A 25,498-nucleotide genomic window follows, 5' to 3' on the forward strand; every position below is an offset into this window, starting at 1 on the left:
TTCTCGCGGGCGCCGGAGATCGGCGCGGTCGGTATCGACGCGGCTCTGGAAGAAGGGGGCGCCGCCCCATCGGAAAGGCGGCCCCCGTGGTGGTGTGCGGGCGGGTTCCCGGGCCCGCACACCACGCGGTGATCGGTTGTTCGAGGAATTCACCACACGCTGTGGTGAAGAAGGCTTCAGGAGGCGAGGACCAGACGGTCGCCGGCCTGGTCGCGCACCAGGGCGCACACGTCCCGCAGAGCGTGTTCCAGCCGGTCGATCTCCTCGTCGGTGAGCAGCACGGACGGCTCGAAGCGCAGCGTGTGCACGGCGCTGGCGGTCGGGAAGGTCCGGATGGCGTGCCCGTGCAGGAGATGCCCGGCGATGACGTAGCCGAACATCGAGGAGCGGGCCGCCTCACGCAGCGTGTCGTCGGCGGCGTCCGACTGGTCGTGGAACTCGAAGCCGAGCATCAGGCCGTGTCCGCGCACCTCCTTGACCACGTCGGGGAAGTCGGTGCGGATCCCGTGCAGCATGCCGGCGAGCGCGGCGCCGCGCTCCTGCGCGAGGCGGTAGCCGCGACCGCCGTCGGCCTCCAGCAGGTCGAGGACCTTGAGGGCGATGTGGCAGGAGAAGCTGTCCTTGGCGAAGGTCGAGCTGTGCAGCAGCTCGAACTCGGGGCGGTAGCGCCCTTCGCGCACCAGCGTCACGGACGCCTTGGCGATGCCACCGCCCAGGGACTTGGCGAAGACGTAGTAGTCGCCGCGCAGACCGAGACGGGTGGCGCCCAGGAAGGTGCCGGTGCGGCCCAGTCCGCTCTGGATCTCGTCGATGACGACGGGGCAGTCGGCCTCTTCGGCGAACGCCTTGATCTCCTGGGCGAATTCGGCCGACAGCGGCCGGATGCCGCCCTCGCCCTGGATCGGTTCCAGCAGGAAGGCGCAGATGGTGTGGTGGTCGCGTTCGACGAGCCGGACGGTGCCGTCCTGCACGACCGGCTCCAGGAGGACGCCGCGCTCCTCCTGGAGCACCTCCTTGAGCGCCTCGGGGTGGTCGCAGGGCACGAACCGGGCCTGCGCGCCGAGCGCCGCGAACGGGGTGCGGTAGGACTCGTTGTGCGTCAGCTGGACGCTGCCCATCAGCTTGCCGTGGAAGCCCGCCTTCAGTGCCACGAAGACGGGAGGCTTCGCACGCCGCAGTTCGTTGCGGCGGCCGATCTCCGCGATCAGGAGGTCGGCCACGTCCTGTCCCGCCGTGGGGCGGGGCACGCCCAGGCGGGTCCACAGGGCGTCCGGCACCGTGGCCGTTCCCGCCCGCACGGTCTCCCGCACGCGCCGTGCGCTCGCCTCGATCTCCTCGAGGACCTCCGACAGGCGCATCACCCGGTCCAGTTCGGCGTGTTTGACCGCCGCCTCGATGCCTTCGGCGCCGCTGTTCGCGAAGGTGGCGTAGTACGGCTCGTCGGAGCCGGTCTCGCGGTGGATGATCCGGTTGAGTTCGGCGGCGAGCCGGTTCGCGTACGGGTGCGAGGAGAACTGTGCGAGCACCGGGGTCTGTTCGTCGAGGAGTTCCCGTGCGCGGGCCACGATGTCGGGATGGTTGTGCCCGAAGATGAGTGACCCGTATCCGGCCGCGTAGTCGAGTACGGGTATCTCCTCTCCGTCCGCGCCTTTGCGGTAGAGCGTGTTGCCGCTCGCGCGCACGTACTCGACATCCAGACCGGCCGTGGAGAGCAGCCTGCGCAAATTGGGTTCCGCCAGCTCGCGGACCACGGATTCGGAATTCATGCCACTCCCTTTTGGATGCCCCGGAGATGCTTGCCGACATCCTGTTCCAGGTCGTCCCAGCGCGCGGTCATACCGAGGTCATTCCGCACGGCCGGTGGCGGAGTGGGCGCCGGATTACCGGACGCGTGCTGGGGCCGTTGCCGGTGCGCGGCCGACAGCAGCAGGGCCGCCAGTTGCTCGCCGGTGGTCCGGCTGGGCTGCACCAGAGTCACCGACGTGGCATGGCTCCTGCCGCCGGCCCATGTCGGCCGGCGCAGCAGCAGCTCGGGCGTCGCGGCCGCGATCACGAACAGGCGCCCTGATTCCGCGGAGCCGACGAGGTCCTCGATGGCGTCCAGCACCCGGTCGTCGGCGCGGTGCAGGTCGTCGACGCACAGCACCAGCAGCATGTGCCGGCACGCCGTCAGGAACAACTCCCGCCAGGCGTCGAGCACGTCGCTCGTGGTGTCCGCTCCGGCAGGCGCCTGGAGGCCGGCACCGGGCACCCCGAGGAGTGGGGCGAGCCGGGACGAGAGGCGCTGCGCCGACGCGGGAGAGCCGATCACCTCGCGCACCTTGTCCGCCAGGGCGTCGCGCGCGGCCTCCGGCGTGGCGCCGGGCCCGATGCCGCAGAACGCCGACAGGATCTCGGCCTGGGCCCGCAGGGGATGGTCGGTGGGCGTCGTCGGTGAGTTGCCGGTCAGGAACAGCGGCGCGTCCGGCCGGCTGCCGGCCCACCGGCCGAACTCCCTCAGCAACGCGCTCTTTCCCGAGCCGCCCTCGCCCAGGAGCGTGACCAGATGGGGCACCAGGCGGTGCCTCGTCCGCTTCAACAGGCCCTGGAGCACCTCCAGTTCATGGGCCACGCCGGAGTCCCTGGCGTCGGCGGCGTGCCGTTCCCGCACCTCCACCGCCTGCCACGAAGCGGGCGAGGCCGCGGTGGGCAGGTAGGAGACGGCGCTCTCGGTGGCCGTGCGGACCGCGTCGCTGGCCCACACCTGTCCGGCAGGCACCTCGGACAGCAGGAACTGGGAATCGTCGAGGGCCGCGCCGACCACCGTGGGCACGCCCTCCTGGCCGCGGCGGCGCAGCCGCACCTCCCCCGTGGTGACGCAGACGTGCACGGTCAGCCGCAGCTGCCCGGCGTCGCCAGGGGTGGTGACGTCCAGGACGTCACGCACGGCGAGCGCCGCCAGGGCGGCCTGCCGGACGTCGTCCGCGCCCGCCTCGTTCAGGCCGAACACGGCCAGCGACACCGATCCCAGGCAGGCCGTCACCGTCCCCCCGAACCGTTCGATCTGTTCCCTGACGACTTCGGCCGCGCCGTCCAACAGCTCGTCCAGGTCGTCACGGGCCTCGGCTCCCGCCTCCTGGACGATCCGGGTGCGCACGGAGACCACGCTGACCGTCCGGCGGTCGCTCCCGGTCTGCGCCACGGGGGCGCCGGGAGCGTCAGGGACGGACGCGGCCGTCGTACGCGGCATGTCCGGCGCGGGTGTCCCCGGCGTGTTCCGCCCGGTGCCGTCACGCGGACCGGACGCCGGATTCCCGCCACCGAAGGGCACGAGCGCGGGACGCAGCCGGACACCGGGCCGCGCGGCCCGCGCGTCCAGTCCGGCCGAGGCTCCCCGGTGGACGGGACGGTCCGTCGACAGGGACGGGTCCTGCGTGAGGATCGCCTGCTGGAGCTGCTGAAGACCACGGCCGGGTTCCAGACCCAGGTTCTCCACCAGCGCCGCACGCACCTGGCTGTAGGCGTTGAGCGCGTCGGCCTGCCGGCCGCACCGGTACAGCGCGAGCATCAGCTGCGCCGAGGATCGTTCCCGCAGCGGTTCGGCCTGCACCAGGGTCTCCAGCTCGGGCAGGATCTCGTAGTGGCGGCCGCACAGCAGCTGGGCTTCGAAGTAGTCCTCCATGACATCGAGCCGGGTGCTGCGCACGGTCGCCAGTTCGGGCCAGTCCAGACCGGCCTCCACCAGATCGGCCAGGGCGGGACCTCGCCACAGGGCCAGCGCCTCGCGCAGCAGCCCGGCCGCCGCCTGTGGGTCGCCCTCGGCCTGTTTGCGCCGGCCACGGCCCACCCAGGTGTGGAACAGATGGAGGTCGACCTGCTCGGGGTCCACGCGCAGCACGTAGCCGGGGGGCTGCGTCAGCAGCGCGGGAGCCTCCTGCCCGTCGGCAGCGCGATACGAGGCGAGCACGCCGCGCAGCCCGTAGACCGCGTTCTGCAGGATCTTCCGGGCGGTCGTCGGGGCCTCCTCGGCCTCCCACAGGGCGTTCAGCAGCCGGCTGGTGGCGACCACCCGGTTGGCCTGGAGCAGCAGATAGCCGAGAGTGGCGCGCTGTTTCGTTCCGCCGAGAGCGACGGTCTGCTCATCGGCGACGACCTCCATCGGACCCAACAACCGGAATTGCATCGTTCCCCCAGATCGACAGCCGAGCGGTCAAAATCCGGTCACCATGCTGCAAGGAAGCGATCCAAGCCCACACAAACCTGATACAAGCTCCGGCCAACGCCTCGCCCGGCTGTCAGAGCACCTCCAGTACCGCGCACCCCAGCACGTCGGCGGAGCCGCCCCCGACCAGCACCACCTTGTCCCCCGCGGCGAGTTCGGCGGACTCCAGCAGATGGGCGAGACCCGCCATCTGGTCACCGGACGGCAGATGCCCCACCCCGGTGCCCCAGTCCCACGTGGTGCGTTTCGCGTCGACGCCCCACGCCGCGCGCCTGTCCCAGCGTTGCTGACCGGAGCCCAGGTGAGGGAAGACGAACCGCGCGATGTCGTCGGTGCCGAGCCCCGCATCCGTCAGAGTCCGCTCCACGACCTCGCGCTCCCGGTCGGCGAGCGGTACCGCGAGGTCGTCCCGGCGGACCGCCGTGGCGGCCGCCTCGTCACGTGCCCGTTCCCGTACAGCGGAGGGAATCCGCCACGGCAGGTCGGAGCGCAGCAGACACTGCGTCTGCTCCCCCACCACCGTGGTGGCCAGAACGCGCGCCAGTCCGCCGCCGGTTCTCAGCACCACGCCCGTCGCACCGTCGGCGAGCACCCGCCCCGGCCCCGAACGGAACCGGTCCCCGGTGCGCGCGGCGGCGCAGTCGCCGGTGGTGATCACCGCGGCGGTCAGGTCCGGGGACGTGGAGAGGTACCGGGCCGCCACATGCAGACCCACCACGCCGCTGCCGGCGGCGCCCCGGACCTCCAGCGCCGTGGCGCGCCGGCACCGGAGCGCCTGCCGTACGCCCTCGGCACGGCAGCCGGCCTCCTGCACCGACCAGGAGGAGGCGTGCAGGACCAGGTCCACGTCACCGGCCGGCACACCCGAGCGGCGCCGCACCAGGTCGGCGGCGCGCGCCACGAGGCCCGGCAGTGCGCCGTCCTCCGCCACGCGCACCGCGCGGTAGGCGTCCCGCCGGCACTGCCGGGCGTCGTACCACCCTGCGGCGACGGCCCGCCGGACGTCCTGGCTGCGCCCCAGCGACATCGCGGCCGCGCCGACGAACAGACCGTCCCAGCACGTCACGCGCTCACCCCCTTCACCTCACGGACGGCACCCGGGCGGGGCGCGGCGGCTCCGCCGGGCACCCGGGCTATCGGCCGTCGGCCGCCGTGAGGTGCCCCTCGTCGGCAGGGCTCAGGGCGGCGGTGACCGCCTCGACCACCTCCGGCAGGCGGGTGTCGAGGAAGAAGTGCCCGCCGTGGAGGACCCGGGTCGTGGTGGTGGCGGTGGTCAGTTCGCGCCATGCCTTCGCCTCGTCCACACTCACCACGGGATCGTCGTCCGCGACCAGCACGGTGAACGGCACGTCGAGGCGCGGGCCGGGTCGCCAGACGTATCCGCCGATCGCCCGGTAGTCGGCCCGCAGCGCCGGCAGGACCATCTCCCGCAGCTCCGGGTCGTCGAGCACCCGGGGGGTGGTGCCGCCGAGCAGCCGGACGACCCGCAGGACGTCCTCGTCCGTGCGCGGCGAGTCGTACCGGGTGGGCCGGGCGGTGGGCGCGCCCGGCCGGAGAGGATCAGTGCCCGGGGACCGGGCAGGGACCGCTCGGCGAGGCGGCGGGCCACCTCGTAGGCCGCGACGGCGCCCATGCTGTGCCCGAACAGGACGTACGGACCCGTCACCCGGCTCCGTACCTGTTCGGTCAGCGCGTCGGCGAGGCGGCCCATGTCGTCGACGGGCTGTTCGCCGCGGCGGTCCTGACGGCCGGGATACTGCGCCGCCAGCACCTCCACGGCCGGGGCCAACGCCCGTGCCAGCGGCAGGAAGGCGCTCGCCGCGCCACCGGCGTGCGGGAAGCAGACAAGCCGTGGCGCCTCACTGCCCGGCCGTGGAGCCGGGCCCTGCGGATGGAACCTGCGCAGCCACTCGCCCGCCATTCCCACTCCTTCGGTCTGCGCTTTCCGGTCCGCCCCGTGTGGTGCACGGCCGCGCCCAGCGTGCCGCACTCCGTTCAAAGACCGCACAAACCGCGCACAAGTCCGTCCGGTGCGCCGGGCGGTCGGCCGGCCGCTCCGCCGGGAGCGCGATACTGGGCCGCATGATCGCGATCCGGTTCGACCGCTTCGGCGGCCCCGAAGTCCTCGAGACAGTCGAGCTTCCCGCCCCAGAACCCCAGCCCGGACAGGTCCGGATCACCGTCGAGGCCGTGGGCGTCAACTTCGCGGACACCCACCAGACGGACGGTTCCTACCTGACCGCCGATCTGCTGCCCCACATACCCGGAAGCGAGGTCGTGGGCCGCACCCCGGACGGCCGCCGCGTCCTCGCCCGTGTCCCGGGCGGGTACGCCGAACAGGTCGTGGCGCCCGAGGCGGCGCTCGTCGACATCCCCGAGGACCTTCCGGCGGCTCACGCGCTCGCCCTGCTCACCCAGGGCCTGACCGCCTGGCACCTGCTGCGCACCGCCGCCCGGCTCGCGCCCGGCGAGACCGTGGTCGTCCACGCGGCGGCCGGCGGTGTGGGCAGTCTGGCGGTGCAACTGGCCCGGCGGTTCGGCGCCGGACGCGTTCTCGCCCAGGCCTCCACTCCCGACAAGTGTCGACTCGCCCTCGAACTGGGCGCCGACGGCATCGCGGAGTACCCCCTCTCCGACAAGGCGGACGTCATCCTCGACGCGGTGGGCGGCCCACTCTTCGACCAGGCCCTCGACTCCCTCGGCCTCTCGGGCCGCCTGGTCACCTACGGCAACGCCGCCCGGACCCCCTCCACCCCTGTCGACCCGGCCCGCCTCAGCCGCCTCAACGCGGCCGTCATCGGCTTCTGGCTACGCCCCACCCTGAGCGCCCCCGGTGGCTACACCGCGCCCCTGCGTGAACTCCTCGACCTCACCGCCCGCGGCACGCTCCGACCGGTGACCGGCCCCAGCTACCCGCTGACACGGGCGCGGCGCGCCCACGAGGACCTCCTGGCACGCCGCACCACCGGCAAGGTCACCCTGCACCCGTGAACCGCTCAAAGCCCGGTCAAAGGGGCGTCGGCCGTGTGACATACCCACTCCCCGGCCCTTTGCCTCCACCCCTCCCCCACGCCATGATCAACCGCGGCACACCACGCCCCTGAACGTGACCGGGCCGGCCGAATCCCCCGTCGTGTCGGCCCGGTCACCACTCCTTCCTGATGACGCGTCAGGAGGCCCGTCAGGGCGTCTGTTTGATGGCGTCGACGACCGCTCGTTCGATGACGGCGCTGGTGAAGGTGACCGTGCCGGGCTTGATCAGTGCCTCCTCGCCGCTCCTCTTCTCCACCTGGACCGTGCGCTCGCCGAGGAAGACGTACGTCTTCCTGTCGAAGATCCACTCCTCTCGCTGCCCGCTGGTCTCGTCCAGCCGGGCCACTGCCACGCCGGAACGGCCGACCGCGTCCACGGCGTCCTGGACGACGACGACTCCGGGGATCCTCGCGGCGGTCCGGAAGAGGGCGGAGTACAGCTCCGCGGGCGGGTAGCTCTCGCCGAGGAGGTCGCCGATGGTGGTGAAGGCCTCCTGGTCCGGGGAGTTCCCGTGGCCCTCGGTCTCCTTGTAGATCTTCGCGAGGAGGGCGTCGGGGTCGGTGGTCAGCCGGGACAGGTAGTCGTACGACGGACCGTTCAGGTACGCCTCAGGGGTGTCGCCCCGCTCGTCGGGGAGGCTCAGGGTCTCGCCCTCGGCGTCGTCGTTGACGGCCGGGTCGATCAGCCAGCCCTCGGTGCCGTCCGCGGACCGCCACACCTGGCGGCGGTGCAGTGCGTGGCCGGCCAGGGTGGTCCTGTCGTCGACGGTCTTCAGGAACGTGCCGGCGGTTCTCGACTCGACGTAGACGAACTGGCCGGGCCCGACCTCCGGGTGGGAGGCATCGGCCGCCGCCAGCGAGATCCGGTCGAGCAGCTGCGGCACGCCCTTGGTGCTCGCGGCGCCGATCGGCGTGGTCAGAACCGGTCCGGTGGCGACACCCCGATCCCGGTCGCCGCCGGACGTGACCACGGCGGCGACGACCGACGCGGCCACGACGGCCGCCGTCACGGGCAGGGTGACCGCCGGGCGCGGCAGCCGCAGCCACCATGCCCTGGCCGGAGCCGGAGCCGGAGCCGGGGCCGGCACCGGGGCCGTCGTGCGCTGTTCCTGGTGGATCTGGGCCATCAGACGCTCCTTGTGGAACTGGTGACGGCCCGGCGGCAGGTCACGCGCCGTCCGGGAGAGGAGCGTGCTGTCCTCTTCGCCGGCCGGACTCTGCCGGGACGTGTTCGCGTTCATCGGTTTCCTCCCTGCGCGGGCCGGACCACGGGTGCGTGGTCGTCTCTTGTCTGTCGGCCGGGGCGGTCGCCTTCCCGTTTTCCCCGGGGGAAGTTCCGCGCGGCTCCAGCGGGGTCCGTCGGGGCGTCCTCGGTCAGGGCGCGCAGTTTTCCGCGGGCCCGGGACAGGCGGGAGGCGACGGTGCCCACCGGGATCCCGAGGGCCTCCGCGGCGGCCTCGTAGTCCAGCCCCTCCCCCAGGCACAGCGCGACGACCTCGCGCTCCGGCCGGCGCAGGCCGGCCAGGGCGGTCAGGGCCCGCGCGAGGAGCCGCCGGTCGTCGACCCGGCCGGCCACCTCCTCGGCGTGGTCGGGCACCGACAGCCCGGCCGCCGCGGCGGCGCTCGCCGCGGCCCGGTACCGGCGGTTGCTGCGGTACTGGTTGCGGGCCGTGTTGGTGGCGATCCCCAGCAGCCACGGCCGTAGGGAACCGCCCTCGGGGTCGACCCTGTCGCGCAGCCGCCACGCCTCCATGAAGGTCGCGGCCATGACGTCCTCGGCCGTCGACCAGTCGGCGGTCAGCCGGAAGGCATGGTTGTAGACCGCCTTCGCGCAGCTGTCGAACAGCTCCGCGAAGGCGGTCGGATCCCCGGCCCGTACCCGGGTACGCAGATGAGTGCTCACCCCTCTGAGCTGTCCGGCACCACCCACCCCCTTCCCGTGACCTGTGTCACGATTCCCACTCCGCCGGGCGCCCGTCCGTGCCGGGTCCCGCCGGGACGCGCGCCGTCTACCGGCCCTCGGTGACCGCCCCCTTCGCGGGGACGGCGAGCAGGACCAGCCCCAGCCCCAGGACGGCCAGCCCGCACCAGGACAGGTACGGCAGGCGCTCACCGAGGACGCTGACGCCCAGGACGGCGGCGACGGCGGGCTCGGCCAGGGTCAGTGACGTGGCCGCCGACGCGGACGTACGACGGAGTCCGTGGCCGAAGAGGCGGTAGGCGAGGTAGACGGTGAACAGGGCGAGATAGCCGGCCACCGCCGCGCCCCTGACGGTGCCGAGCCAGGTCACGTCGACGAACGGCGCGAACGGCAGGACGAGCAGCCCGGCCGCGCCGAACAGCGCGCCCATCACCGCGCCGGACTCGTGCCCGTGGGTGATGAGCCGGCCGCCGATCAACGCGTAGACGGCGTACGACAGTCCGGCGAAGGTGGCGAGCAGGACGCCCGTGAGGTCGATCGGTGTGCCGGCTCCGGTGAGCCGGGGGCCCAGCACGAGGAGCGTGCAGCCGAGGACGGCGGCCGACGTGGCGCCGGTCCAGCGGGCGGTCGCCGGGCCCGGCCGGTCAGCCAGGCCAGGAGTCCGGCGAAGACCGGCGCGCTGCCCAGGGCGATCACGGTGGCCACCGCGACTCCGGTGCGGGCCACGGCCGGGTAGAAGGTGACCGGGTATCCGGCGACGGCGAAGGCGCCGAGGAGGAGCAGCCGGCGCTCGGAGCGGGTGCAGCGGGCCGGCAGCGAGCGGGCGCCGCGGGAGGTGAGGAGGAGCAGGATGCCGCCGAGGGCGAGGCCGGCGCAGCCGATGGCCGCGGCGGGCGCGCCGGCCGGCGCGAAGGAGGAGACGGTCCCGGTGGTGCCCCACAGCAGGCACGCGGTGAGTATCGGGGCGGGACCGCCGCGGAGCGGGTGGTGGGGGCGCTGGGCCGGGGCCGGGTCGGCCGGGCGCGCGGAGGTCGGGCGTGAAGTGCGGTTCGGCACAGTCGTGGTCTTCCGTCGTCGAAGGCGTCTGGGACTCGCTTCGGAACGGGCGCACGACACGGCCGCCGGCCGGCGCGGGAAAGCGGCCGGTCGGGGCGGGGGGTCACTGCTTCGGTGCTGCGCCCGTCAGACGGCGAGCGGCGGAAGCACGACGTGCCAGTACGTATTCACCCGGTGATCCTAACGTGCGCGGACCGGGCCCCGGCGGCCCGCCCACCGGGACCACGCACCCGCGACGTCAACACACACGGCGTCGATGCACGCGACGTCAACACACACGGCGTCGATGCACGCGACGTCAACACACACGGCGTCGATGCACGCTCTCAGCCCGCCGTCAGCGTCACGTCCCGCTCGTCCGCCGCGTGGAAGTACGGCAGCGGAAGACCGCCCACCGGGCGCAGTTCCATCACGGTGGCCTCCACGCGGGCCGCGCCGGGCTCGATCGGGTCGGAGGCGGGCTTGCCCGTGTTCACCCAGCGGTGCTCGGCGCCGTCGCACACGGCACGGGTGCCGCCGATGCCGTACCGGGTGGTCGCGTCCTTCCGGCCGACGGAGGAACTGACGAAGACGGGACCGGAGTTGCCGGTGCAGCGGTAGGTGCCGGAGAGGGTGACGGTGCCGTCGGCGGCCACCCGGCCGACCGGGTCGACGGTCACGGACTCGGAGGGGCCGGCGGTCGCGGTCACCGCGGGCGCGGCCAGCAGGAGCAGGGCGGCGCCTGCGGCCGTGGTCAGGACGGGACGCAAAGCGGGGCTCAGGACGGGGCGCAACGACATGGGGGAACCTCCTGGTAGGGGGGTTCCACTGGTACCGGGAGGGCGGGCCCGCGCCCGTGATCGTCACTCCTTCGGTGGCGAGTCCCCTGCGTCGACGAACGGTCCGCGAGTTGTCCTGGTGCTGTCACACTCCCCGGCGGGCTCTGGCGGCGGCCCCCGCGCGGGCGCATGGTCGGTTCAACGGGGTCCACCGCCCGGTGACCCCACCGACGTGGAGGTGCGCCATGTGTACCCACCGGACTCCGAGCCCCACGGCCGACCCCGCACACGTCGTCGCCGCCCACCCCGAACAGGGCTGGACCCTGCTCTGCGACGGCACGATCGTCTTCGACGACTCCGGCGAGCTGCTGCCCGACGGCCGCGTCGTCGCCCCGCACCGCGTCCCGGCCGAACGGCGCACCGTCGCCGTCGCCGTCGCGGCCTGATCAGCCCCCCAGGACGACGAACCCGTCCAGCTCGACGAGGGCTTCCTCGTCCCACAGCCGTACGATCCCGACGACCGCCATCGCCGGGTGGTCCCGGCCCGCCGACTCCCGCCGCACGCGGCCGAGTTCGGGGGCGGACGCCCGACAGGCGGCGACGTCCGTGACGTAGACGGTGACGCGTGCCAGGTCCGCGGGGGTGCCGCCGGCCGCGGTGAGGGCGGTCAGCATGTTGGCCAGGGCGCGGGCGAACTGGTCCGGCAACGAGGTGCCGACCACCTTGTCCCGACGTCGTCGAGACGGCGGTCGTCGGACGGTCCGACGAGGAGCGTGGGCAGGTGGTGGTGGCGTACACCGTCCTGCGGGCCGGGGCACGGCCGGACGCGGAGGCGCTGCGGGAGTTCGTCAAGGCGGAGTTGGCGCCGTACAGGTGTCCGCGGGAGATCGTCTTCCTGGACGCGCTGCCGCGCACCGCGACCGGCAAACTCCAGCGCTTCCGGTTGCGCGCCACGGGTGATACCGATGGTGACCAGCAGTGATGCCGACGACCTAAGATGATCAACGTGTCCGACCAGCCCGCACCTCGGTCCCTCATCGTCACGCTCTACGGCGCGTACGGCCGTTTCGCGCCGGGCCCGGTGCCCGTCGCCGAACTGATCCGGCTGCTCGCCGCGGTCGGCGTCGACGCGCCCTCCGTGCGCTCCTCGGTGTCCCGGCTGAAACGACGCGGTCTGCTGCTGCCCGCCCGCACCGCGCACGGCGCCGCCGGTTACGAACTCTCCGCGGAGGCACGGCAGTTGCTGGAGGACGGCGACCGGCGCGTCTACGCCACCGCACCACCCGAGGACGAGGGCTGGGTGCTGGCGGTCTTCTCGGTGCCGGAGTCGGAGCGGCAGAAGCGGCACGTACTGCGCTCCCGGCTGGCCGGACTCGGCTTCGGCACGGCCGCCCCCGGCGTGTGGATCGCCCCCGCCCGGCTGCACGAGGAGACCCGGCACACCCTGGAACGGCTGGGCCTGGACTCCTACGTCGACCTCTTCCGCGGCGAGCACCTCGGCTTCGCGCCGACCGGCGAGGCCGTCGCCCGCTGGTGGGACCTGGCGGCCATCGCCAAGGAGCACGAGGCGTTCCTCGACCGCCACGCGCGCGTGCTGCACGCCTGGGAGCGGCGCGCGGACACCCCTCCGCAGGAGGCGTACCACGACTACCTCCTCGCCCTGGACGCCTGGCGCCACCTGCCCTACACCGATCCCGGCCTGCCTGCCGGGCTGCTCCCGGGGGACTGGCCGGGGGCCCGCTCCGCGGCCGTGTTCCAGGGACTGCACGAACGGCTGCGGGACGCGGGCGCCGAGTTCGCGGGCCTCCTCCCCGACGCCTGACCCCGGCCTCAACTCCCCCACGTCAGACGCGGTTCGGGAGCGTCGGTGCGGCCGGTCCTGGGTGGCCGGCTGCCCGCCCGGTAGGGTGCCGGCCAGACGGCGCCCGGTCCCTCGTAGCCCTGCTCGGCTGCTGCGTGCAGGGTCCAGTGCGGGTCGTACAGGTGCGGGCGGGCCAGCACGCACAGGTCCGCGCGTCCGGCCGGGAGCAGCGAGTTGGCGTCGTCCCAGGAGGAGATGGCGCCGACCTCGATCACCGGGATCCGCGCCTCGTGCCGGATCCGGTCCGCGAACGGCGTCTGGCGATGCCGCCGACCGCGAAGACCTGACGGCCGAAGGTGGTACGGCGGAGCACGGGGCCTCCTCGGCGACGACCTGCCCGGTGGAGACGTCGATCGCGTCGGCGCCGTGCGCGGCGAAGGCGCGGGCGATCTCGACGGCGCCCTCGGCCGTGGTCCCGCCGTCGGCCCAGTCGGTCGCGGAGAACCAGTCGGTCGCGGAGATCCGCACGGTCATGGGCCGTTCCTCCGGCCAACCGGCCCGTACGGCGTCGAAGACCTCCAGCGGGAACCGCAGCCGCCGCGCGGATGGCGCCAGTTCGAGGTGCGGGCGGCGGAGCCGGTGAAAGGACTCATGAGGGCGGCCTCCTCGACGAGCGGTCACCCCCGAAGCAATCACCTGTATGTAACTGTCGTCAGGAGTGCGCGATAGACGAGGCGGGTATGCGACGGATGTGTCACCGCGTGACCGGTCCGCGTCACACGGGTCACCGGTCGTCGATAGCGCGGTAACAACGGGATCAGGGGTGCGCACGGGACCGTTGTGCCGGGTAGGCCGACCGGTGACGGGACGGACGGTTCCGTACGGCGTCCGGCCTGGGCCTCTGGCGGAGGTCGCCGTACCATGCCTCAAGTTGAAAGCAGGAGCGCCTGATGTCGTCCACGGGAACCTGCGCCATGAACGGACTCGCCTTGCACGAACGCCCCTCCTCAGCCGCCTCCTGGCGCATCGCGCTGCCGCACTCCGCCGCGGCCGTGCCGGTGGCCCGTGCCCTGATCCGCACGGCACTGGCGGAGCTGGAGCACGGGGCGGACAGCGACACGGCGGAGCTGCTGACCGCCGAGCTGGTGGCGAACGCCGTCGAGCACACCGCCGGGGACGAGCCGATAGAGCTGGTCGTGCAGCTGCTGCCGACCGGCTGCCAGGTCGAGGTGCACGACCCCGATCCGGTACCGCCCGGCGACCTGACCCGCCCGGCCGCCGGCCGGGAGCCCGACCCGTGGCAGGAGCACGGGCGCGGGCTGCTGCTGATCCGCGCGCTCAGCTCGTCCTGCGGTCACCGGCCGACGGAGAACGGCAAGGCGGTGTGGTTCCGGCTGGCCGCGGTTCCGCCGCAGGGGCGCCCGCGACCGGCGTAGGACCCCGGGCCCTGCCCTACCTGGCGAGCGTGGCGACCAGGACGGCCTTGATGGTGTGCAGCCGGTTCTCGGCCTCGTCGAAGACGACGGAGTACTCGGACTCGAAGACCTCGTCGGTGACCTCCAGCGAGTCCAGGCCGTGCCGGTCGTGGATCTCGCGGCCGACCGTGGTGCCGAGGTCGTGGAAGGCCGGCAGACAGTGCAGGAATCTGACGTCCGGGTTGCCGGTGGCCCGCAGGACGTCCATGGTCACGGCGTAGGGCGCGAGGGCCGCGATCCGCTCGTCCCAGACCTCCTTGGGCTCCCCCATGGAGACCCACACGTCGGTGGCGACGAAGTCGGCGCCCCGCACCCCGTCGGCCAGTGACTCGGTGAGGGTGACGCGCGCGCCGCTGGTCTCGGCCAGCTCGCGCGCGCGCTCGACGATTCCCTGCGCGGGCCAGTAGGTCTTGGGGGCGACGATCCGCACGTCCATGCCGAGCAGGGCGCCGGTGACCAGGTAGGAGTTGCCCATGTTGAAGCGGGCGTCACCGAGGTAGGCGAAGGCGACCTCGTGCAGCGGCTTGGCGGTGTGCTCGGTCATGGTGAGCACGTCGGCGAGCATCTGGGTCGGGTGCCAGTCGTCGGTGAGGCCGTTGTAGACGGGCACACCGGCGTACCCGGCCAGCTCCTCGACCTTCTCCTGGCTGTCGCCGCGGTACTGGATGCCGTCGTACATCCGGCCGAGCACGCGCGCGGTGTCCTTGACCGACTCCTTGTGGCCGATCTGCGAGCCGCTCGGGTCGAGGTAGGTCGTCGCGGCGCCCTGGTCGGCGGCGGCGACCTCGAAGGCGCAGCGGGTGCGCGTGGAGGTCTTCTCGAAGATCAGCGCGATGTTCCTGCCGGTGAGGTACCGCGTCTCGGTCCCGGCCTTCTTGGCGGCCTTCAGCTCGGCGGCCAGCTCGATCAGACCGCGGAACTCCTCGCCGGTGAGGTCCAGCTCCTTGAGGAAGTGGCGGCCGGCGAGGGCGGTCGGGACTGTCGCCATGGGGGCGCTCCAGAGGTGCGGTGAACAGGTGCGAGGGCAAGGTCAGCGGCAGGGGACCTTGGACATCTTGGAAGTCTATACGACCCCAAGCATTTATATACATCCCGGTCTCGCCTCCCTGCGCCGGCCCCCGTCCCGCGACTACACCGGCCCCCGCTCCACCGGACAGCTCATGCAGCGCGGCCCGCCCCTCCCCCGGCCCAGCTCACTGCCCGGGATCTCTATGACCTCGATGCCCTGCTTGCGCAGATGGGTGTTGGTGGTGGCGTTGCGTTCGTAGGCGACGACGACGCCCGGCTCGACGGCCAGGACGTTGCAGCCGTCGTCCCACTGCTCGCGTTCGGCGGCGTGCACGTCCTGGGTGGCGGTGAGCACGCGGATCTCGCTGAGGCCGAGGGCGGCGGCGATCGCGCGGTGCATGTGCTCCGGCGGATGGTCGGTGACCTTGAGCTCCTTCTCGCCGACGCCCGGTTCGATGGTGTACGAGCGGAGCATGCCGAGGCCCGCGTACTGGGTGAAGACATCGCCGTCGACCATCGTCATCACGGTGTCGAGGTGCATGAAGGCCCGCCGCTTCGGCATGTCGAGGGCGACGATCGTGGTGGCCGAGCCCGCCGCGAACAGCTTGTGGGCGAGCAGTTCGACGGCCTGGGGGGTGGTGCGCTCACTCATGCCGATGAGGACGGCGCCGTTGCCGATGACGAGGACGTCCCCGCCCTCGATGGTGGAGGGGTAGTCGGCCTGACCCTCCGACCAGAGATGGAACGTTTCCGCGCGGAAGAGGGGGTGATAGCGGTAGATCGCCTCGAAGTGCACGGTCTCGCGCTGCCGGGCGGGCCAGCGCATCGCGTTGATGGAGACGCCGTCGTAGATCCAGGCGGACGTGTCGCGGGTGAAGAGGTGGTTGGGGAGGGGGCCGAGCAGGAAGTCGTCCAGCTCCATGACGTGGAAGCGCACGGAGGTCGGCTCCGGGTGCGCGTCCAGGAACTCCCGCTTGGTCATGCCGCCGACGAGGACCTCGGCCAGTTCGGGTGCGGGCAGGTTCTCGAAGGCGGCGCGGAGGTGGTCGGTGGCGAGGACCCCGTACTCCTTCTCGTCGAAGACCCGGTCCAGGACGAGCGCCCGGGCCGCCGGGATGTCCAGGGCCTCGGTGAGCAGATCGCCGAAGAGGTGGACGGCGACACCGCGGTCACGCAGGACGTCCGCGAAGCCGTCGTGCTCGGCGCGCGCCCGGCGCACCCAGAGCACGTCGTCGAAGAGGAGGGCGTTCTTGTTGCTGGGGGTGAGCCTCTTGAGCTCGAGATCCGGCCGGTGCAGGATGACGCGGCGCAGCCGCCCGGCCTCGGAGTCGACGTGGAATCCCATGCCTCCATCCTGACCATCAGGGCCCTCCTTCACCCGCGCCTGGCCGGATTCCGCCCCACCTTGTTTTCGTCCTCTTGACGACAAGTGATCCTCTCCGTTATCGTCGCAGTGACGACAATCGTTCGAAACGAGGGGGATCCCGTGGCCGACATCACCCGGCGCCTGGGCTGGCGCCATCTGCGGGGCGCTCCGACGGCGCACATCCGCCACCACCGCTCGGGCACGCTGGTGCACGACGGCCCGGGGCTCAGCTTCTGGTTCCGCTCACTGACCGCCGCGCTCTCCGAAGTCCCGGTCGACGACCGCGAGCTGGCCATGACCTTCCACGCCCGTACGGCCGACTTCCAGGACGTCGCCGTGCAGGCCACCGTGACCTACCGGGTCAGCGACCCCGCCGTCGCCGCCGCCCGCCTCGACTTCTCGATCGACCCGGACACCGGGGCCTGGCGCGGCGCTCCCCTGGAGCAGCTCGGCACCCTGCTGACCGAGACGGCCCAGCAGCACGCGCTGGACGTGCTCGCCCGGACGCCACTGGCGGAGGCGCTGGTCGACGGGGTGACGTCGGTGCGTGAGCGGGTCGCGGCCGGGCTGGCGGCGGAGCCCCGGCTGCCCGCGACCGGCATCGAGATCGTCGCCGTACGCGTGGTGGCGCTGCGGCCGGAGCCCGAGGTGGAGCGGGCCCTGCGCACCCCGGCGCGCGAGCAGATCCAGCAGGAGGCCGACCGGGCGACGTACGAGCGGCGGGCGGTGGCCGTCGAGCGGGAGCGGACGATCGCCGAGAACGAACTCGCCAGCAAGATCGAACTCGCCCGGCGCGAGGAGCAGCTGGTCGACCAGCGCGGTACGAACGCCCGCCGCGAGGCCGAGGAGAACGCGGCGGCCGACAAGGTGCGCGCCGAGGCGGAGGCGACCCGGACGGTACGGCTCGCCCGCGCGGAGGCGGCGGCGGCCCGCGAGGTGGGCGAGGCGCGGGCGGAGGCCCAGGCGGCCTGGCTCCGGGTGCACGCGGACGTCGACGTGACGACCCTGCACGCCCTCACCGGCACCCGGCTCGCGGAGAACCTGCCGCGCATCGACAGCCTGACCGTCTCGCCGGACGTGCTGACCGGACTGCTGGCCAGGCTGGGAGCCTCGGAGTGAGTCTCGCCCCGCGGGCCGTGCTGGTCCACCGCACCACGGAGTACGAGGAGTTGGTGGCCCGGCACGGCACGCACGGCCAGGCCGCCTTCTTCCTCTCCTCGCGGGGCCGGGACATCGAGGAGATCGCCGAACGCCACCGCCGCACCCGGCGCGCACTGGCCGAGGTGACGGCGGCGATCCCGCTCACCTGGCGTCAGACACGGGTGGAGCGGCGGGACCTGGACCGCTTCCTGTTCGCGCCCGAGGACGTCGTGGTCGTGGTCGGCCAGGACGGGCTGGTGGCCAACGTCGCCAAGTACCTCGCGGGTCAGCCGGTGGTGGGCATCGACACGGACCCCGGACGCAATCCGGGCGTCCTGGTCCGGCACCGGCCCGCCGACGCCGGGGCGCTGCTGGCCGCCACCGCGGGCGTCGAGGAGCTGACCATGGTGGAGGCCGTCGCCGACGACACCCAGCGGCTGGTGGCCCTGAACGAGATCTATCTCGGCGCGGCCGGCCACCAGACCGCCCGGTACCGCCTGGGCCTCGACGGCGACGGGGGTGTCGCCGAGGCCCAGGCCTCCTCCGGGGTGCTGGTCGGCACCGGCACCGGAGCCACCGGGTGGATCCGCTCGGTGTGGCAGGAGCGGGGCGGGGGCCTGCGGCTGCCGGCGCCCACGGAGGAGCGGCTCCTCTGGTACGTCCGGGAGGCCTGGCCGTCCCCGGCGACCGGGACGGCCCGGGTCGCGGGCGAACTCTCCGCCGCCGGCCGCCTGACCCTCACCGTCGAGTCCGAACGGCTCATCGCCTTCGGCGACGGCATCGAGAGCGACGCGGTGGAACTGACGTGGGGGCAGCGGGTGACGGTGGGGGTGTGCGGGGAGCGGCTGCGGCTGGTGGGCTGAGCCGGGCTCCGCCCCGGACCCCCGCTCCTCAAACGCCGGAGGGGCTGGATCACCAGCCCGCCCGGCGCTTGAGGACGAGGCCGTTGAGGCCGAAGCGGGGGTCTGGGGGCGGCAGGCCCCCAGAGTCGGGACCGGGAAAGGGCGGCGGGGGCGAAAAGGACCTCGGTGCGCCCCGCCGCCCCGCTCCACAGCCCTCGGGTCCACCGGCTCCGACTCCAGCGCCAGCACCCCGAACACCGCCTCGTGGACGCGCCACAGGGGCTCGCCCTCCGCCAGCCGGTCCAGGGCCTCCAGGCCGAGGGCGTACTCGCGGATCGCCAGGGAGCGCTTGTGGTTCAGGAAGCGCTGCCGCAGCCGGGCGAGGTTGTCGGGGCGCGTGTACTCCGGGCCGTAGATGATCCGCAGGTACTCGCGTCCCCGGCACTTGATGCCCGGCTGGACGAGGCGGCCCGCCGCGGTGCGGACCACCGCCTCCAGCGGCTTGACGACCATGCCCTCGCCGCCGCGGCCCGTCATCTCCAGCCACCAGTCGACACCGGCCCGCACCGACTCGGGGTCGGCCGTGTCGACGTACAGGCGCCGGGTGGTCCGGAGGAGACCGGTGCTGTCGTGCTTCACCAGCCGGTCCAGCAGGGCCAGCTGACCGTCGTGGGGCAGGGCCGCGAGGCTGCGGCCCTGGACTGCGAGGATCTGGAACGGCGCCAGGCGGACGCCGTCCAGGCCGTCCGTGGTCCAGCAGTAGCGGCGGTACGCCTCCGTGAACGCGGCCGCGTCCGAGGCACGTTCGCGCTGCCGGGACAGCAGGTCCGAGACGTCGACCCCGCGCGCGGCGGCTCCCTCCAGGGCGGCCAGGGCGCCCGGGAAGACCGCGCCGGACGCGGCGCCGACGGCCGCGTACTGCGAGCGCAGCAGCCCGGCCGCCTTCAGCGACCACGGCATCAGCTCGGCGTCCAACAGCAGCCAGTCGGTGTCGAGTTCGTCCCAGAGACCGGCCTCGCCGACCGCCGCGCGGACCCTGCCGAGGATCTCCTCGGTGACCGCCGCGTCGTCGAAGAACGGTCGCCCGGTGCGGGTGTAGAGCGAGCCCGTCGGGCCTCCCCCACTCTCGACTTCGCTCGAGCGGGAGGTGCCCCCGACGCCGAACCGCTTGCGGGCCGTCTCCGCGTCCCGGCACACCAGGGCCACCGCCCGCGAGCCCATGTGCTTCTCCTCGCACACGACCCGCGCGACACCGTCCTCGGCGTACTGCGCGAACGCCTCCACCGGGTGCTCCAGATACCCCTCGACGCGGCTGGTCGCCGTCGGCGCCATGGTCGGCGGCAGGTACGGCAGCAGCCGCGGGTCGACGGCGAACCGGCTCATGACCTCCAGGGCCGCCGCCGCGTTCTCCTCCCGCACCGACACCCGTCCCGCGTGCCGGGTCTCGACCACCCGTCGGCCGTGCACGTCCTTCAGGTCCAGCGGCCGTCCGTCGTGCCCGCCCGGTGCCTCCGCCCGCAGCGGCTTCACCGGCTCGTACCAGACCCGCTCGGCCGGTACGTCGACCAGTTCGCGTTCCGGCCAGCGCAGCGCGGTCAGCTTGCCGCCGAACACGGCACCGGTGTCCAGGCAGATGGTGTTGTTCAGCCAGCTCGCCTCCGGGACCGGCGTGTGGCCGTACACGACGGCGGCCCGGCCCCGGTAGTCCTCCGCCCAGGGGTAGCGCACCGGCAGGCCGAACTCGTCGGTCTCCCCGGTGGTGTCGCCGTACAGGGCGTGCGAGCGGACGCGGCCCGAGGTGCGACCGTGGTACTTCTCCGGCAGACCGGCGTGGCAGACCACCAGTCTGCCGCCGTCGAGGACGTAGTGGCTGACGAGGCCGTCGAGGAACTCCCGCACCTCGGCACGGAACTCCTCGCTCTCGCGCTCCATCTGCTCGATGGTCTCGGCGAGTCCGTGGGTGGGCTGGACCTTGCGGCCGCGCAGGTGACGGCCGTACTTGTTCTCGTGGTTGCCGGGCACGCACAGCGCGTTGCCCGACTTGACCATGGCCATCACGCGGCGCAGCACGCCGGGGCTGTCCGGCCCGCGGTCGACGAGGTCGCCGACGAAGACGGCCTGGCGACCGTCCGGGTGGACGCCGTCGACGTAGCCCAGTTTGCCGAGCAGCGCCTCCAGTTCGGAGGCGCAGCCGTGGATGTCGCCGACGATGTCGAAGGGACCGGTGAGGTGGGTCAGGTCGTTGAAGCGCTTCTCGGTGACGACGGTGGCGCTCTCGACGTCCGCGACGCCCCGCAGGACGTGCACCTTGCGGAAGCCCTCCCGCTCCAGCTGCCGCAGCGAGCGGCGCAGTTCGCGGATGTGCCGCTGGATGACCCGGCGGGGCATGCCGGCGCGGTCGGCACGGGCCGCGTTGCGCTCGGCGCACACCTCCTCCGGCACGTCCAGCACGATGGCGATGGGCAGTACGTCGTACCGCCTGGCCAGGTCGATCAGCTGCCGTCGGGAGTCCTGCTGCACGCTGGTCGCGTCGACGACGGTGCGCCGGCCGGCCGCGAGGCGCTTGCCCGCGATGTGGTGCAGGACGTCGAAGGCGTCCCGCGAGGCGCTCTGGTCGTTCTCGTCGTCGGCGACCAGGCCGCGGCAGAAGTCGGAGGAGAGGACCTCGGTGGGCTTGAAGTGCCGCCCCGCGAAGGTGGACTTGCCCGACCCGGACGCGCCGATCAGCACGACGAGGGAGAGGTCGGTGACGGGCAGGACGCGGCCCTGCTCCGGGGATGCGGATACCTGGATGTCGGTCATGCTGCCTTCGCCTCCTTCTCGTTCGTGGTGCTCGGCGTGGCCGTGCTCATGGAAAAGACGGCCATCTGGGTGGGGGGTCCGACCTCGGGGTCGTCCGGTCCGACGGGCACGAGGTCCACGTCGTAGCCGTGCCGTCCGGCGACCTCGGCGGCCCAGGTGCGGAACTCCTCGCGGGTCCACTCGAAGCGGTGGTCGCCGTGCCGGACGTGGCCGGCCGGGAGGGTCTCCCAACGGACGTTGTACTCGACGTTCGGGGTGGTCACCAGGACCGTGCGGGGCCGGGCCGAGCCGAACACCGCGTACTCCAGGGCGGGCAGCCGCGGCAGGTCGAGGTGTTCGATCACCTCGCTGAGCACGGCCGCGTCATAGCCCTTGAGCCGGGTGTCGGTGTAGGCGAGCGAGCCCTGGATCAGGGTGACGCGGGAGGCCTGCCGCTCCCCCATGCGGTCCAGCTTCAGCCGCCGGGAGGCGATGGCCAGCGCGCGCATCGACACGTCGACGCCGACGATCTCCGTGAACCGCGGGTCCTTCAGCATCGCCTGCACCAACTGGCCCTGTCCGCAGCCGAGGTCGAGGACGCGGGCGGCGCCGGACGCGCCGAGCGCGGCCAGGATCGCGTCCCGGCGCTGCACGGCGAGCGGCGTCGGCTTCTCCTCCGTCTCCGCCTCCGCCTCGACCGCGTTGTCGATCTCCTCGACCTCGCTGTCGTCGGTCTCCGCGAGCCGCACCAGTTCCAGGCGTTCCATCGCCTGCCGGGTCAGCGACCAGCGGCGCGACAGGAATCGGCTGGTGATCAGCTTCTGCTCGGGGTGGCCGGGCAGCCAGCCCTCACCGGCGCGCAGCAGCTTGTCGACCTCGTCGGGAGCGACCCAGTAGTGCTTGGCGTCGTCGAGGACGGGCAGCAGGACGTAGAGGTGCCGCAGTGCCTCGGCGAGCGTCAGCGCCTCGGACTCCAGCACGAGGCGCACGTACCGGGAGTCGCCCCAGTCGGGGAACTCCGTGTCCAGCGCGACCGGTTCGGCGCTCACCGTCCAGCCGAGGGGCTCGAAGAGGCGCCGTACGAGGTCGGGGCCGCCGCGCGCGGGCAGCGCGGGCACCTCGACACGCAACGGGCGCGGCCGAGCGGGCAGTTCGGGCTTGGCGGTGCACACGCCCCGCATGGCGCTGGAGAAGACGGCGCTCAGCGCCACGGCGAGCAGTGAGGAGGCCGCGTAGGGGCGGTCGTTGACGTACTGCGCGAGGGCCGCGTCCGGGGCGCCGCCTCGGCCTTTGCCCTTGCCCCGGCGGACGAGCGCCACGGCGTCGACCTCCAGCAGCAGCGCCGCCGTGCAGCGTTCGGCGTCCGCCTCGGGGTAGAGGACGTGCGCCTTGCCGTAGGAGGTGGAGAACGCCTGCGCCTTGTCGGGATGCTTGTGCAGCAGGAAGCCGAGGTCGGTGGCGGGACGTTCGCGGGTGCCGGTGGTGGTGATCGTCAGGAACACGGTGGTCGCCTCGAAAGGGTTCGGAAGGAGCGAAAGCGCTGGTAGTGCGCCTGCGCGCCCCTCCAACCTACAGACAGGGGGCAGCGGCACCCAGGGGTTTTTCCGAGCTACTCCGCCCGCTTCCACGGCCGGACGCCGAGCTTGCCGGTGGTGCCGAGGTCCAGTCCCGGCGTCACGATGACCGGGTCGGCGCCCTCTTTGGCCCGGACCCGGACGTAGGGGACGTTCACCGGTGTCCCGAACTCGGTGGTGTTGCGCCACACCAGACTCGCGAGCGCCCTCTCGCCCGGTTTCAGGGTGACGGGCTCGGGTGCCTCGTCGGGCCCGGCCCCGGTGGTGATCTCGCCGCTGCCCTCGAGGATCTCGACGCCGTCGACCGGCTCACGGTTGTCGTCCAGCAGTTCCAGCAGCGGGTACCCGTTGACGGAGTAGTCGCGGGTTCCGCAGTTCTGCAGGTGCAGGCCCACGACGCGCAGGCCCATCGCCGCGTCGCCCTCGTCGGCGCTGACCCGGACACCGGAGGCCGGGCAGTCACCCGCCTCGGCCGGTGCCTCGTCCGCGGGCACCTTGGTGACATCGGCGACCGCGGCCCGCGTCACCGACGACGATCCCGGCGCCTCCGGCCCCAGGTGGACGGTGCCACGGACGGTCTTCCCGGCTCCGACCGCGCGCACGGTCTCGCGCTTGTTGCCCATGACCTCACCGGCGCCGTTGGTGAAGTTGACGAGGATCGTGTACGTCATCGCCTCGGTGCCCTGGTTGGTGACCTCGTACGCGGCGGAGATGCCGGAGTCGGTGGGCAGCCGGTCGGCGGTGACCGAGAGGCTGCGCTCAGGAGACGGTGAGGGCGACGGGATGGTCACCGAGATGACGCGGACCCCGTCGATGCCCGGGTCGGTCACCTGGGTCCCGGGTGACGCCGTACCCGCGCCGGGACCGCCGTTCCCGGTGTCGGCACGTTCGGTGCCGCACGCCGCGAGCAACAGGACGGAGGCGAGGGCCGGAAGAAGGAGGGGGGAGGGTCTGCGCATCCCGTCACCTCATCAGGGCACTGCCCCGGCGACTGTGGTGGAGGCCATAATTCCGGTCACAGGGCTGTCACAGGTGCCCGCATTCGCTTGCGGGGGACGCACGGCTCGCCTTCGCGTCCCGGTACACCGGACATCGTTGTCCGCGCCCGGAACGCATGGGCCGCGGGGTGCCGTTACGACAGCTGCGACTGCACCTGGGCGGAGATCAGCTCCAGGTGGTCCAGGTCGTGCAGGTCGAGGACCTGGAGGTAGAAGCGCGTGGAGCCGGCCTCGGCGTAGCGGCCGATCTTCTCGACGACCTCGGCCGGGGTGCCCGCGAGGCCGTTCTCCTTCAGCTCGTCGACCTCGCGGCCGATCGCGGCGGCCCGGCGGGCGACCTCCCGGTCGTCCTTGCCGACGCAGACCACCAGGGCGCTGGAGAAGGTGATGGCGTCGGGCGCGCGTCCGGCCTTCTCGGCGGCGGCACGGACCCGGCCGAACTGCCGCTCGGTGTCCTCGACCGAGCTGAACGGCATGTTGAACTCGTCGGCGTGGCGGGCGGCCAGCCGGGGCGTGCGGCTCGCGCCGTGACCGCCGATGAGTACGGGGATCTTCGCCTGGGCGGGCTTGGGCAGCGCGGGCGAGTCCTTGAGCTGGTAGTACTGGCCGTCGAAGTCGAAGGTCTTGCCGGCGTCCGTGGCCCACAGGCCGGTGACGATCTCCAGCTGCTCCTCGAGGCGGCCGAACTTCTCCTTCGGGAAGGGGATGCCGTACGCCGTGTGCTCCTCCGCGAACCAGCCCGCGCCGAGGCCGAGTTCGACGCGACCGCCGGACATCTGGTCCACCTGGGCTACCTGGATGGCGAGCACGCCGGGCAGCCGGAAGGTGGCGGCGGTCATGAGCGTGCCGAGGCGGATGCGCTTGGTCTCCCGGGCCAGCCCGGCGAGGGTGATCCAGGCGTCGGTGGGGCCGGGCAGACCGTCCGAGTCGCCCATCCTCAAGAAATGGTCGGAGCGGAAGAAGGCGTCGAAACCGAGGTCTTCGGTGGCCTTCGCGACCGTGAGGAGGGTGTCGTAGGTGGCGCCCTGCTGGGGTTCGGTGAAGATACGCAGATCCATGCCTCCATCCTGCACGAGCGGCCTCATCCGTCCCGCAACACCCCTTCCCGCGCCGCCAGCTTCCGCAGCATCTCCAGGACCCGGTCCCTGGACTCGTCCGCCGCGTCGATGGCCTCCATGCACTGCCAGTACGTCCCCTCCTCGGCCGCCGAACTGGCGACGCCCACGAGGGCGATGCCGACCTCGCCGAGCAGGTCGCCCAGGCAGAGGAGCGCCTCCCGGGCGTCGTCCAGCTTGGTGAGCCGGGCGGCGAGCAGGTCGCCGGGGTCGAGGTCCGGGGTGTCCAGCACCCCGCAGCCCCGGCCCGCCAGCTCGGTCAACCCCAGCGCCTCGCCGCGCAGTTCGGGCGGGCCCGAGACCGCGAGACGACTGCCGATCGCCTGGGCCAGGGCCTGTGCCTGCCACACCTCGGTCAGGGTCCGTCTCCCGCCGACACTGCTCGCGAGAGCCCGGCTACTCGTCAGGATGAGCCGCACCGCGTCCATGG

Annotated in this window: 21 protein-coding genes and 5 pseudogenes; 7 read left to right on the forward strand and 19 right to left on the reverse strand. The window is 72.8% G+C overall.

The genetic code is table 11. From position 1 onward, the window contains the following. Positions 1-176: 176 nt before the first annotated feature. The 5 genes and pseudogenes from BM536_RS27235 to BM536_RS44075 form a co-directional block, all read right to left on the reverse strand. Positions 177-1,766, reverse strand: coding sequence for an aspartate aminotransferase family protein (locus tag BM536_RS27235; protein ID WP_073492088.1), 1,590 nt, complete (start codon positions 1,764-1,766; stop codon positions 177-179). Then, positions 1,763-4,138, reverse strand: coding sequence for an ATP-binding protein (locus BM536_RS27240; RefSeq protein ID WP_245873803.1), 2,376 nt, complete (start codon positions 4,136-4,138; stop codon positions 1,763-1,765). Before BM536_RS27240 ends, BM536_RS27235 begins: the two co-directional genes overlap by 4 nt. A 136-nt stretch (positions 4,139-4,274) precedes the next feature. Then, positions 4,275-5,267, reverse strand: coding sequence for a ketoacyl-ACP synthase III family protein (locus BM536_RS27245; RefSeq protein WP_094103625.1), 993 nt, complete (start codon positions 5,265-5,267; stop codon positions 4,275-4,277). Positions 5,268-5,334: 67 nt separating this feature from the next. Then, positions 5,335-5,652, reverse strand: coding sequence for a thioesterase II family protein (locus BM536_RS44070; protein WP_281258595.1), 318 nt, complete (start codon positions 5,650-5,652; stop codon positions 5,335-5,337). A 119-nt stretch (positions 5,653-5,771) separates the two neighbouring features. After that, positions 5,772-6,122 (reverse strand): annotated as a pseudogene (locus BM536_RS44075) (thioesterase II family protein); the annotation flags it as partial. 161 nt (positions 6,123-6,283) lie between these two features. Here BM536_RS44075 and BM536_RS27255 point away from each other — a divergent pair. Continuing rightward, positions 6,284-7,192: a quinone oxidoreductase family protein gene (locus BM536_RS27255; RefSeq protein ID WP_094103626.1), complete on the forward strand. Its 909-nt coding sequence runs from the start codon at positions 6,284-6,286 to the stop codon at positions 7,190-7,192. A gap of 190 nt (positions 7,193-7,382) precedes the next feature. On the opposite strand, the gene BM536_RS27260 is transcribed toward BM536_RS27255, so the two are convergent. From BM536_RS27260 to BM536_RS27275, 5 genes are all read right to left on the reverse strand, one after another. Beyond that, on the reverse strand, positions 7,383-8,474 hold the full coding sequence (locus BM536_RS27260; RefSeq protein ID WP_094103627.1) for a CU044_5270 family protein: 1,092 nt from the start codon (positions 8,472-8,474) through the stop codon (positions 7,383-7,385). Next, a complete protein-coding gene (locus BM536_RS27265; protein WP_245873806.1) occupies positions 8,471-9,136 on the reverse strand; it encodes an RNA polymerase sigma factor in 666 nt (221 codons plus the stop codon). The genes BM536_RS27260 and BM536_RS27265 overlap by 4 nt, the downstream gene beginning before the upstream one ends. A 106-nt stretch (positions 9,137-9,242) precedes the next feature. Next, positions 9,243-9,728, reverse strand: a complete 486-nt coding sequence (locus tag BM536_RS43245) for an EamA family transporter (RefSeq protein ID WP_245873807.1) — start codon at positions 9,726-9,728, stop codon at positions 9,243-9,245. Further along, on the reverse strand, positions 9,629-10,210 hold the full coding sequence (locus tag BM536_RS43250; protein WP_245873810.1) for an EamA family transporter: 582 nt from the start codon (positions 10,208-10,210) through the stop codon (positions 9,629-9,631). The genes BM536_RS43245 and BM536_RS43250 overlap by 100 nt, the downstream gene beginning before the upstream one ends. A gap of 326 nt (positions 10,211-10,536) precedes the next feature. Beyond that, positions 10,537-10,989 (reverse strand): DUF6299 family protein, encoded by a 453-nt coding sequence (locus BM536_RS27275; RefSeq protein ID WP_073492083.1) that lies wholly within the window; start codon positions 10,987-10,989, stop codon positions 10,537-10,539. A gap of 224 nt (positions 10,990-11,213) precedes the next feature. Here BM536_RS27275 and BM536_RS27280 point away from each other — a divergent pair, with 224 nt between their 5' ends. Continuing rightward, positions 11,214-11,414 carry a DUF5999 family protein gene (locus BM536_RS27280; protein WP_094103628.1) on the forward strand — a complete coding sequence of 67 codons (201 nt, stop codon included), beginning with the start codon at positions 11,214-11,216 and terminating at the stop codon, positions 11,412-11,414. Here BM536_RS27280 and BM536_RS27285 read toward each other — a convergent pair. Beyond that, positions 11,415-11,693: pseudogene (locus BM536_RS27285) on the reverse strand (RidA family protein); the annotation flags it as partial. It abuts the gene before it with no gap. Between the two features lie 2 nt (positions 11,694-11,695). Here BM536_RS27285 and BM536_RS27290 point away from each other — a divergent pair. Together BM536_RS27290 and BM536_RS27295 are read left to right on the forward strand one after the other, a co-directional pair. Then, positions 11,696-11,950, forward strand: a pseudogene (locus tag BM536_RS27290) (AMP-binding enzyme); the annotation flags it as partial. Positions 11,951-11,965: 15 nt separating this feature from the next. After that, positions 11,966-12,790, forward strand: a complete 825-nt coding sequence (locus tag BM536_RS27295; RefSeq protein ID WP_073492082.1) for a PaaX family transcriptional regulator — start codon at positions 11,966-11,968, stop codon at positions 12,788-12,790. 8 nt (positions 12,791-12,798) lie between these two features. On the opposite strand, the pseudogene BM536_RS27300 reads toward BM536_RS27295, so the two are convergent. After that, positions 12,799-13,369: pseudogene (locus tag BM536_RS27300) on the reverse strand (oxidoreductase); the annotation flags it as partial. Between the two features lie 374 nt (positions 13,370-13,743). Here BM536_RS27300 and BM536_RS27305 point away from each other — a divergent pair. Further along, the gene (locus tag BM536_RS27305; RefSeq protein ID WP_073492081.1) at positions 13,744-14,205 is read left to right on the forward strand and encodes an ATP-binding protein; all 462 of its coding nucleotides are present in this window, start codon (positions 13,744-13,746) and stop codon (positions 14,203-14,205) included. Between the two features lie 16 nt (positions 14,206-14,221). Here the strand turns inward: BM536_RS27305 and argF are convergent, their stop codons facing one another. Together argF and BM536_RS27315 are read right to left on the reverse strand one after the other, a co-directional pair. Continuing rightward, on the reverse strand, positions 14,222-15,232 hold the full coding sequence (argF, locus tag BM536_RS27310) for an ornithine carbamoyltransferase (RefSeq protein WP_073492080.1): 1,011 nt from the start codon (positions 15,230-15,232) through the stop codon (positions 14,222-14,224). Between the two features lie 141 nt (positions 15,233-15,373). Then, positions 15,374-16,597, reverse strand: a complete 1,224-nt coding sequence (locus tag BM536_RS27315) for an arginine deiminase (protein ID WP_073492079.1) — start codon at positions 16,595-16,597, stop codon at positions 15,374-15,376. Between the two features lie 141 nt (positions 16,598-16,738). Here BM536_RS27315 and BM536_RS27320 point away from each other — a divergent pair, with 141 nt between their 5' ends. Together BM536_RS27320 and BM536_RS27325 are read left to right on the forward strand one after the other, a co-directional pair. Next, a complete protein-coding gene (locus BM536_RS27320) occupies positions 16,739-17,737 on the forward strand; it encodes an SPFH domain-containing protein (protein WP_094103629.1) in 999 nt (332 codons plus the stop codon). Next, a complete protein-coding gene (locus BM536_RS27325; protein ID WP_073492077.1) occupies positions 17,734-18,621 on the forward strand; it encodes an NAD(+)/NADH kinase in 888 nt (295 codons plus the stop codon). The genes BM536_RS27320 and BM536_RS27325 overlap by 4 nt, the downstream gene beginning before the upstream one ends. A 192-nt stretch (positions 18,622-18,813) precedes the next feature. On the opposite strand, the pseudogene BM536_RS27330 reads toward BM536_RS27325, so the two are convergent. The 5 genes and pseudogenes from BM536_RS27330 to BM536_RS27350 all read right to left on the reverse strand — a co-directional run. Beyond that, positions 18,814-21,402 (reverse strand): annotated as a pseudogene (locus tag BM536_RS27330) (polynucleotide kinase-phosphatase); the annotation flags it as partial. Continuing rightward, on the reverse strand, positions 21,399-22,883 hold the full coding sequence (locus BM536_RS27335; protein WP_073492075.1) for a 3' terminal RNA ribose 2'-O-methyltransferase Hen1: 1,485 nt from the start codon (positions 22,881-22,883) through the stop codon (positions 21,399-21,401). The pseudogene BM536_RS27330 and the gene BM536_RS27335, both read right to left, overlap by 4 nt. A 107-nt stretch (positions 22,884-22,990) precedes the next feature. Continuing rightward, on the reverse strand, positions 22,991-23,914 hold the full coding sequence (locus BM536_RS27340; RefSeq protein WP_073492074.1) for a DUF4232 domain-containing protein: 924 nt from the start codon (positions 23,912-23,914) through the stop codon (positions 22,991-22,993). A gap of 173 nt (positions 23,915-24,087) precedes the next feature. Continuing rightward, positions 24,088-25,011: an LLM class F420-dependent oxidoreductase gene (locus BM536_RS27345; protein WP_073492073.1), complete on the reverse strand. Its 924-nt coding sequence runs from the start codon at positions 25,009-25,011 to the stop codon at positions 24,088-24,090. Between the two features lie 23 nt (positions 25,012-25,034). Beyond that, a complete protein-coding gene (locus BM536_RS27350; protein WP_211362955.1) occupies positions 25,035-25,496 on the reverse strand; it encodes a DUF6099 family protein in 462 nt (153 codons plus the stop codon). Positions 25,497-25,498 lie beyond the last annotated feature (2 nt).

Origin of the sequence: Streptomyces phaeoluteigriseus, from assembly GCF_001896135.2 — a bacterium.
GTDB lineage: Bacteria > Actinomycetota > Actinomycetes > Streptomycetales > Streptomycetaceae > Streptomyces > Streptomyces phaeoluteigriseus.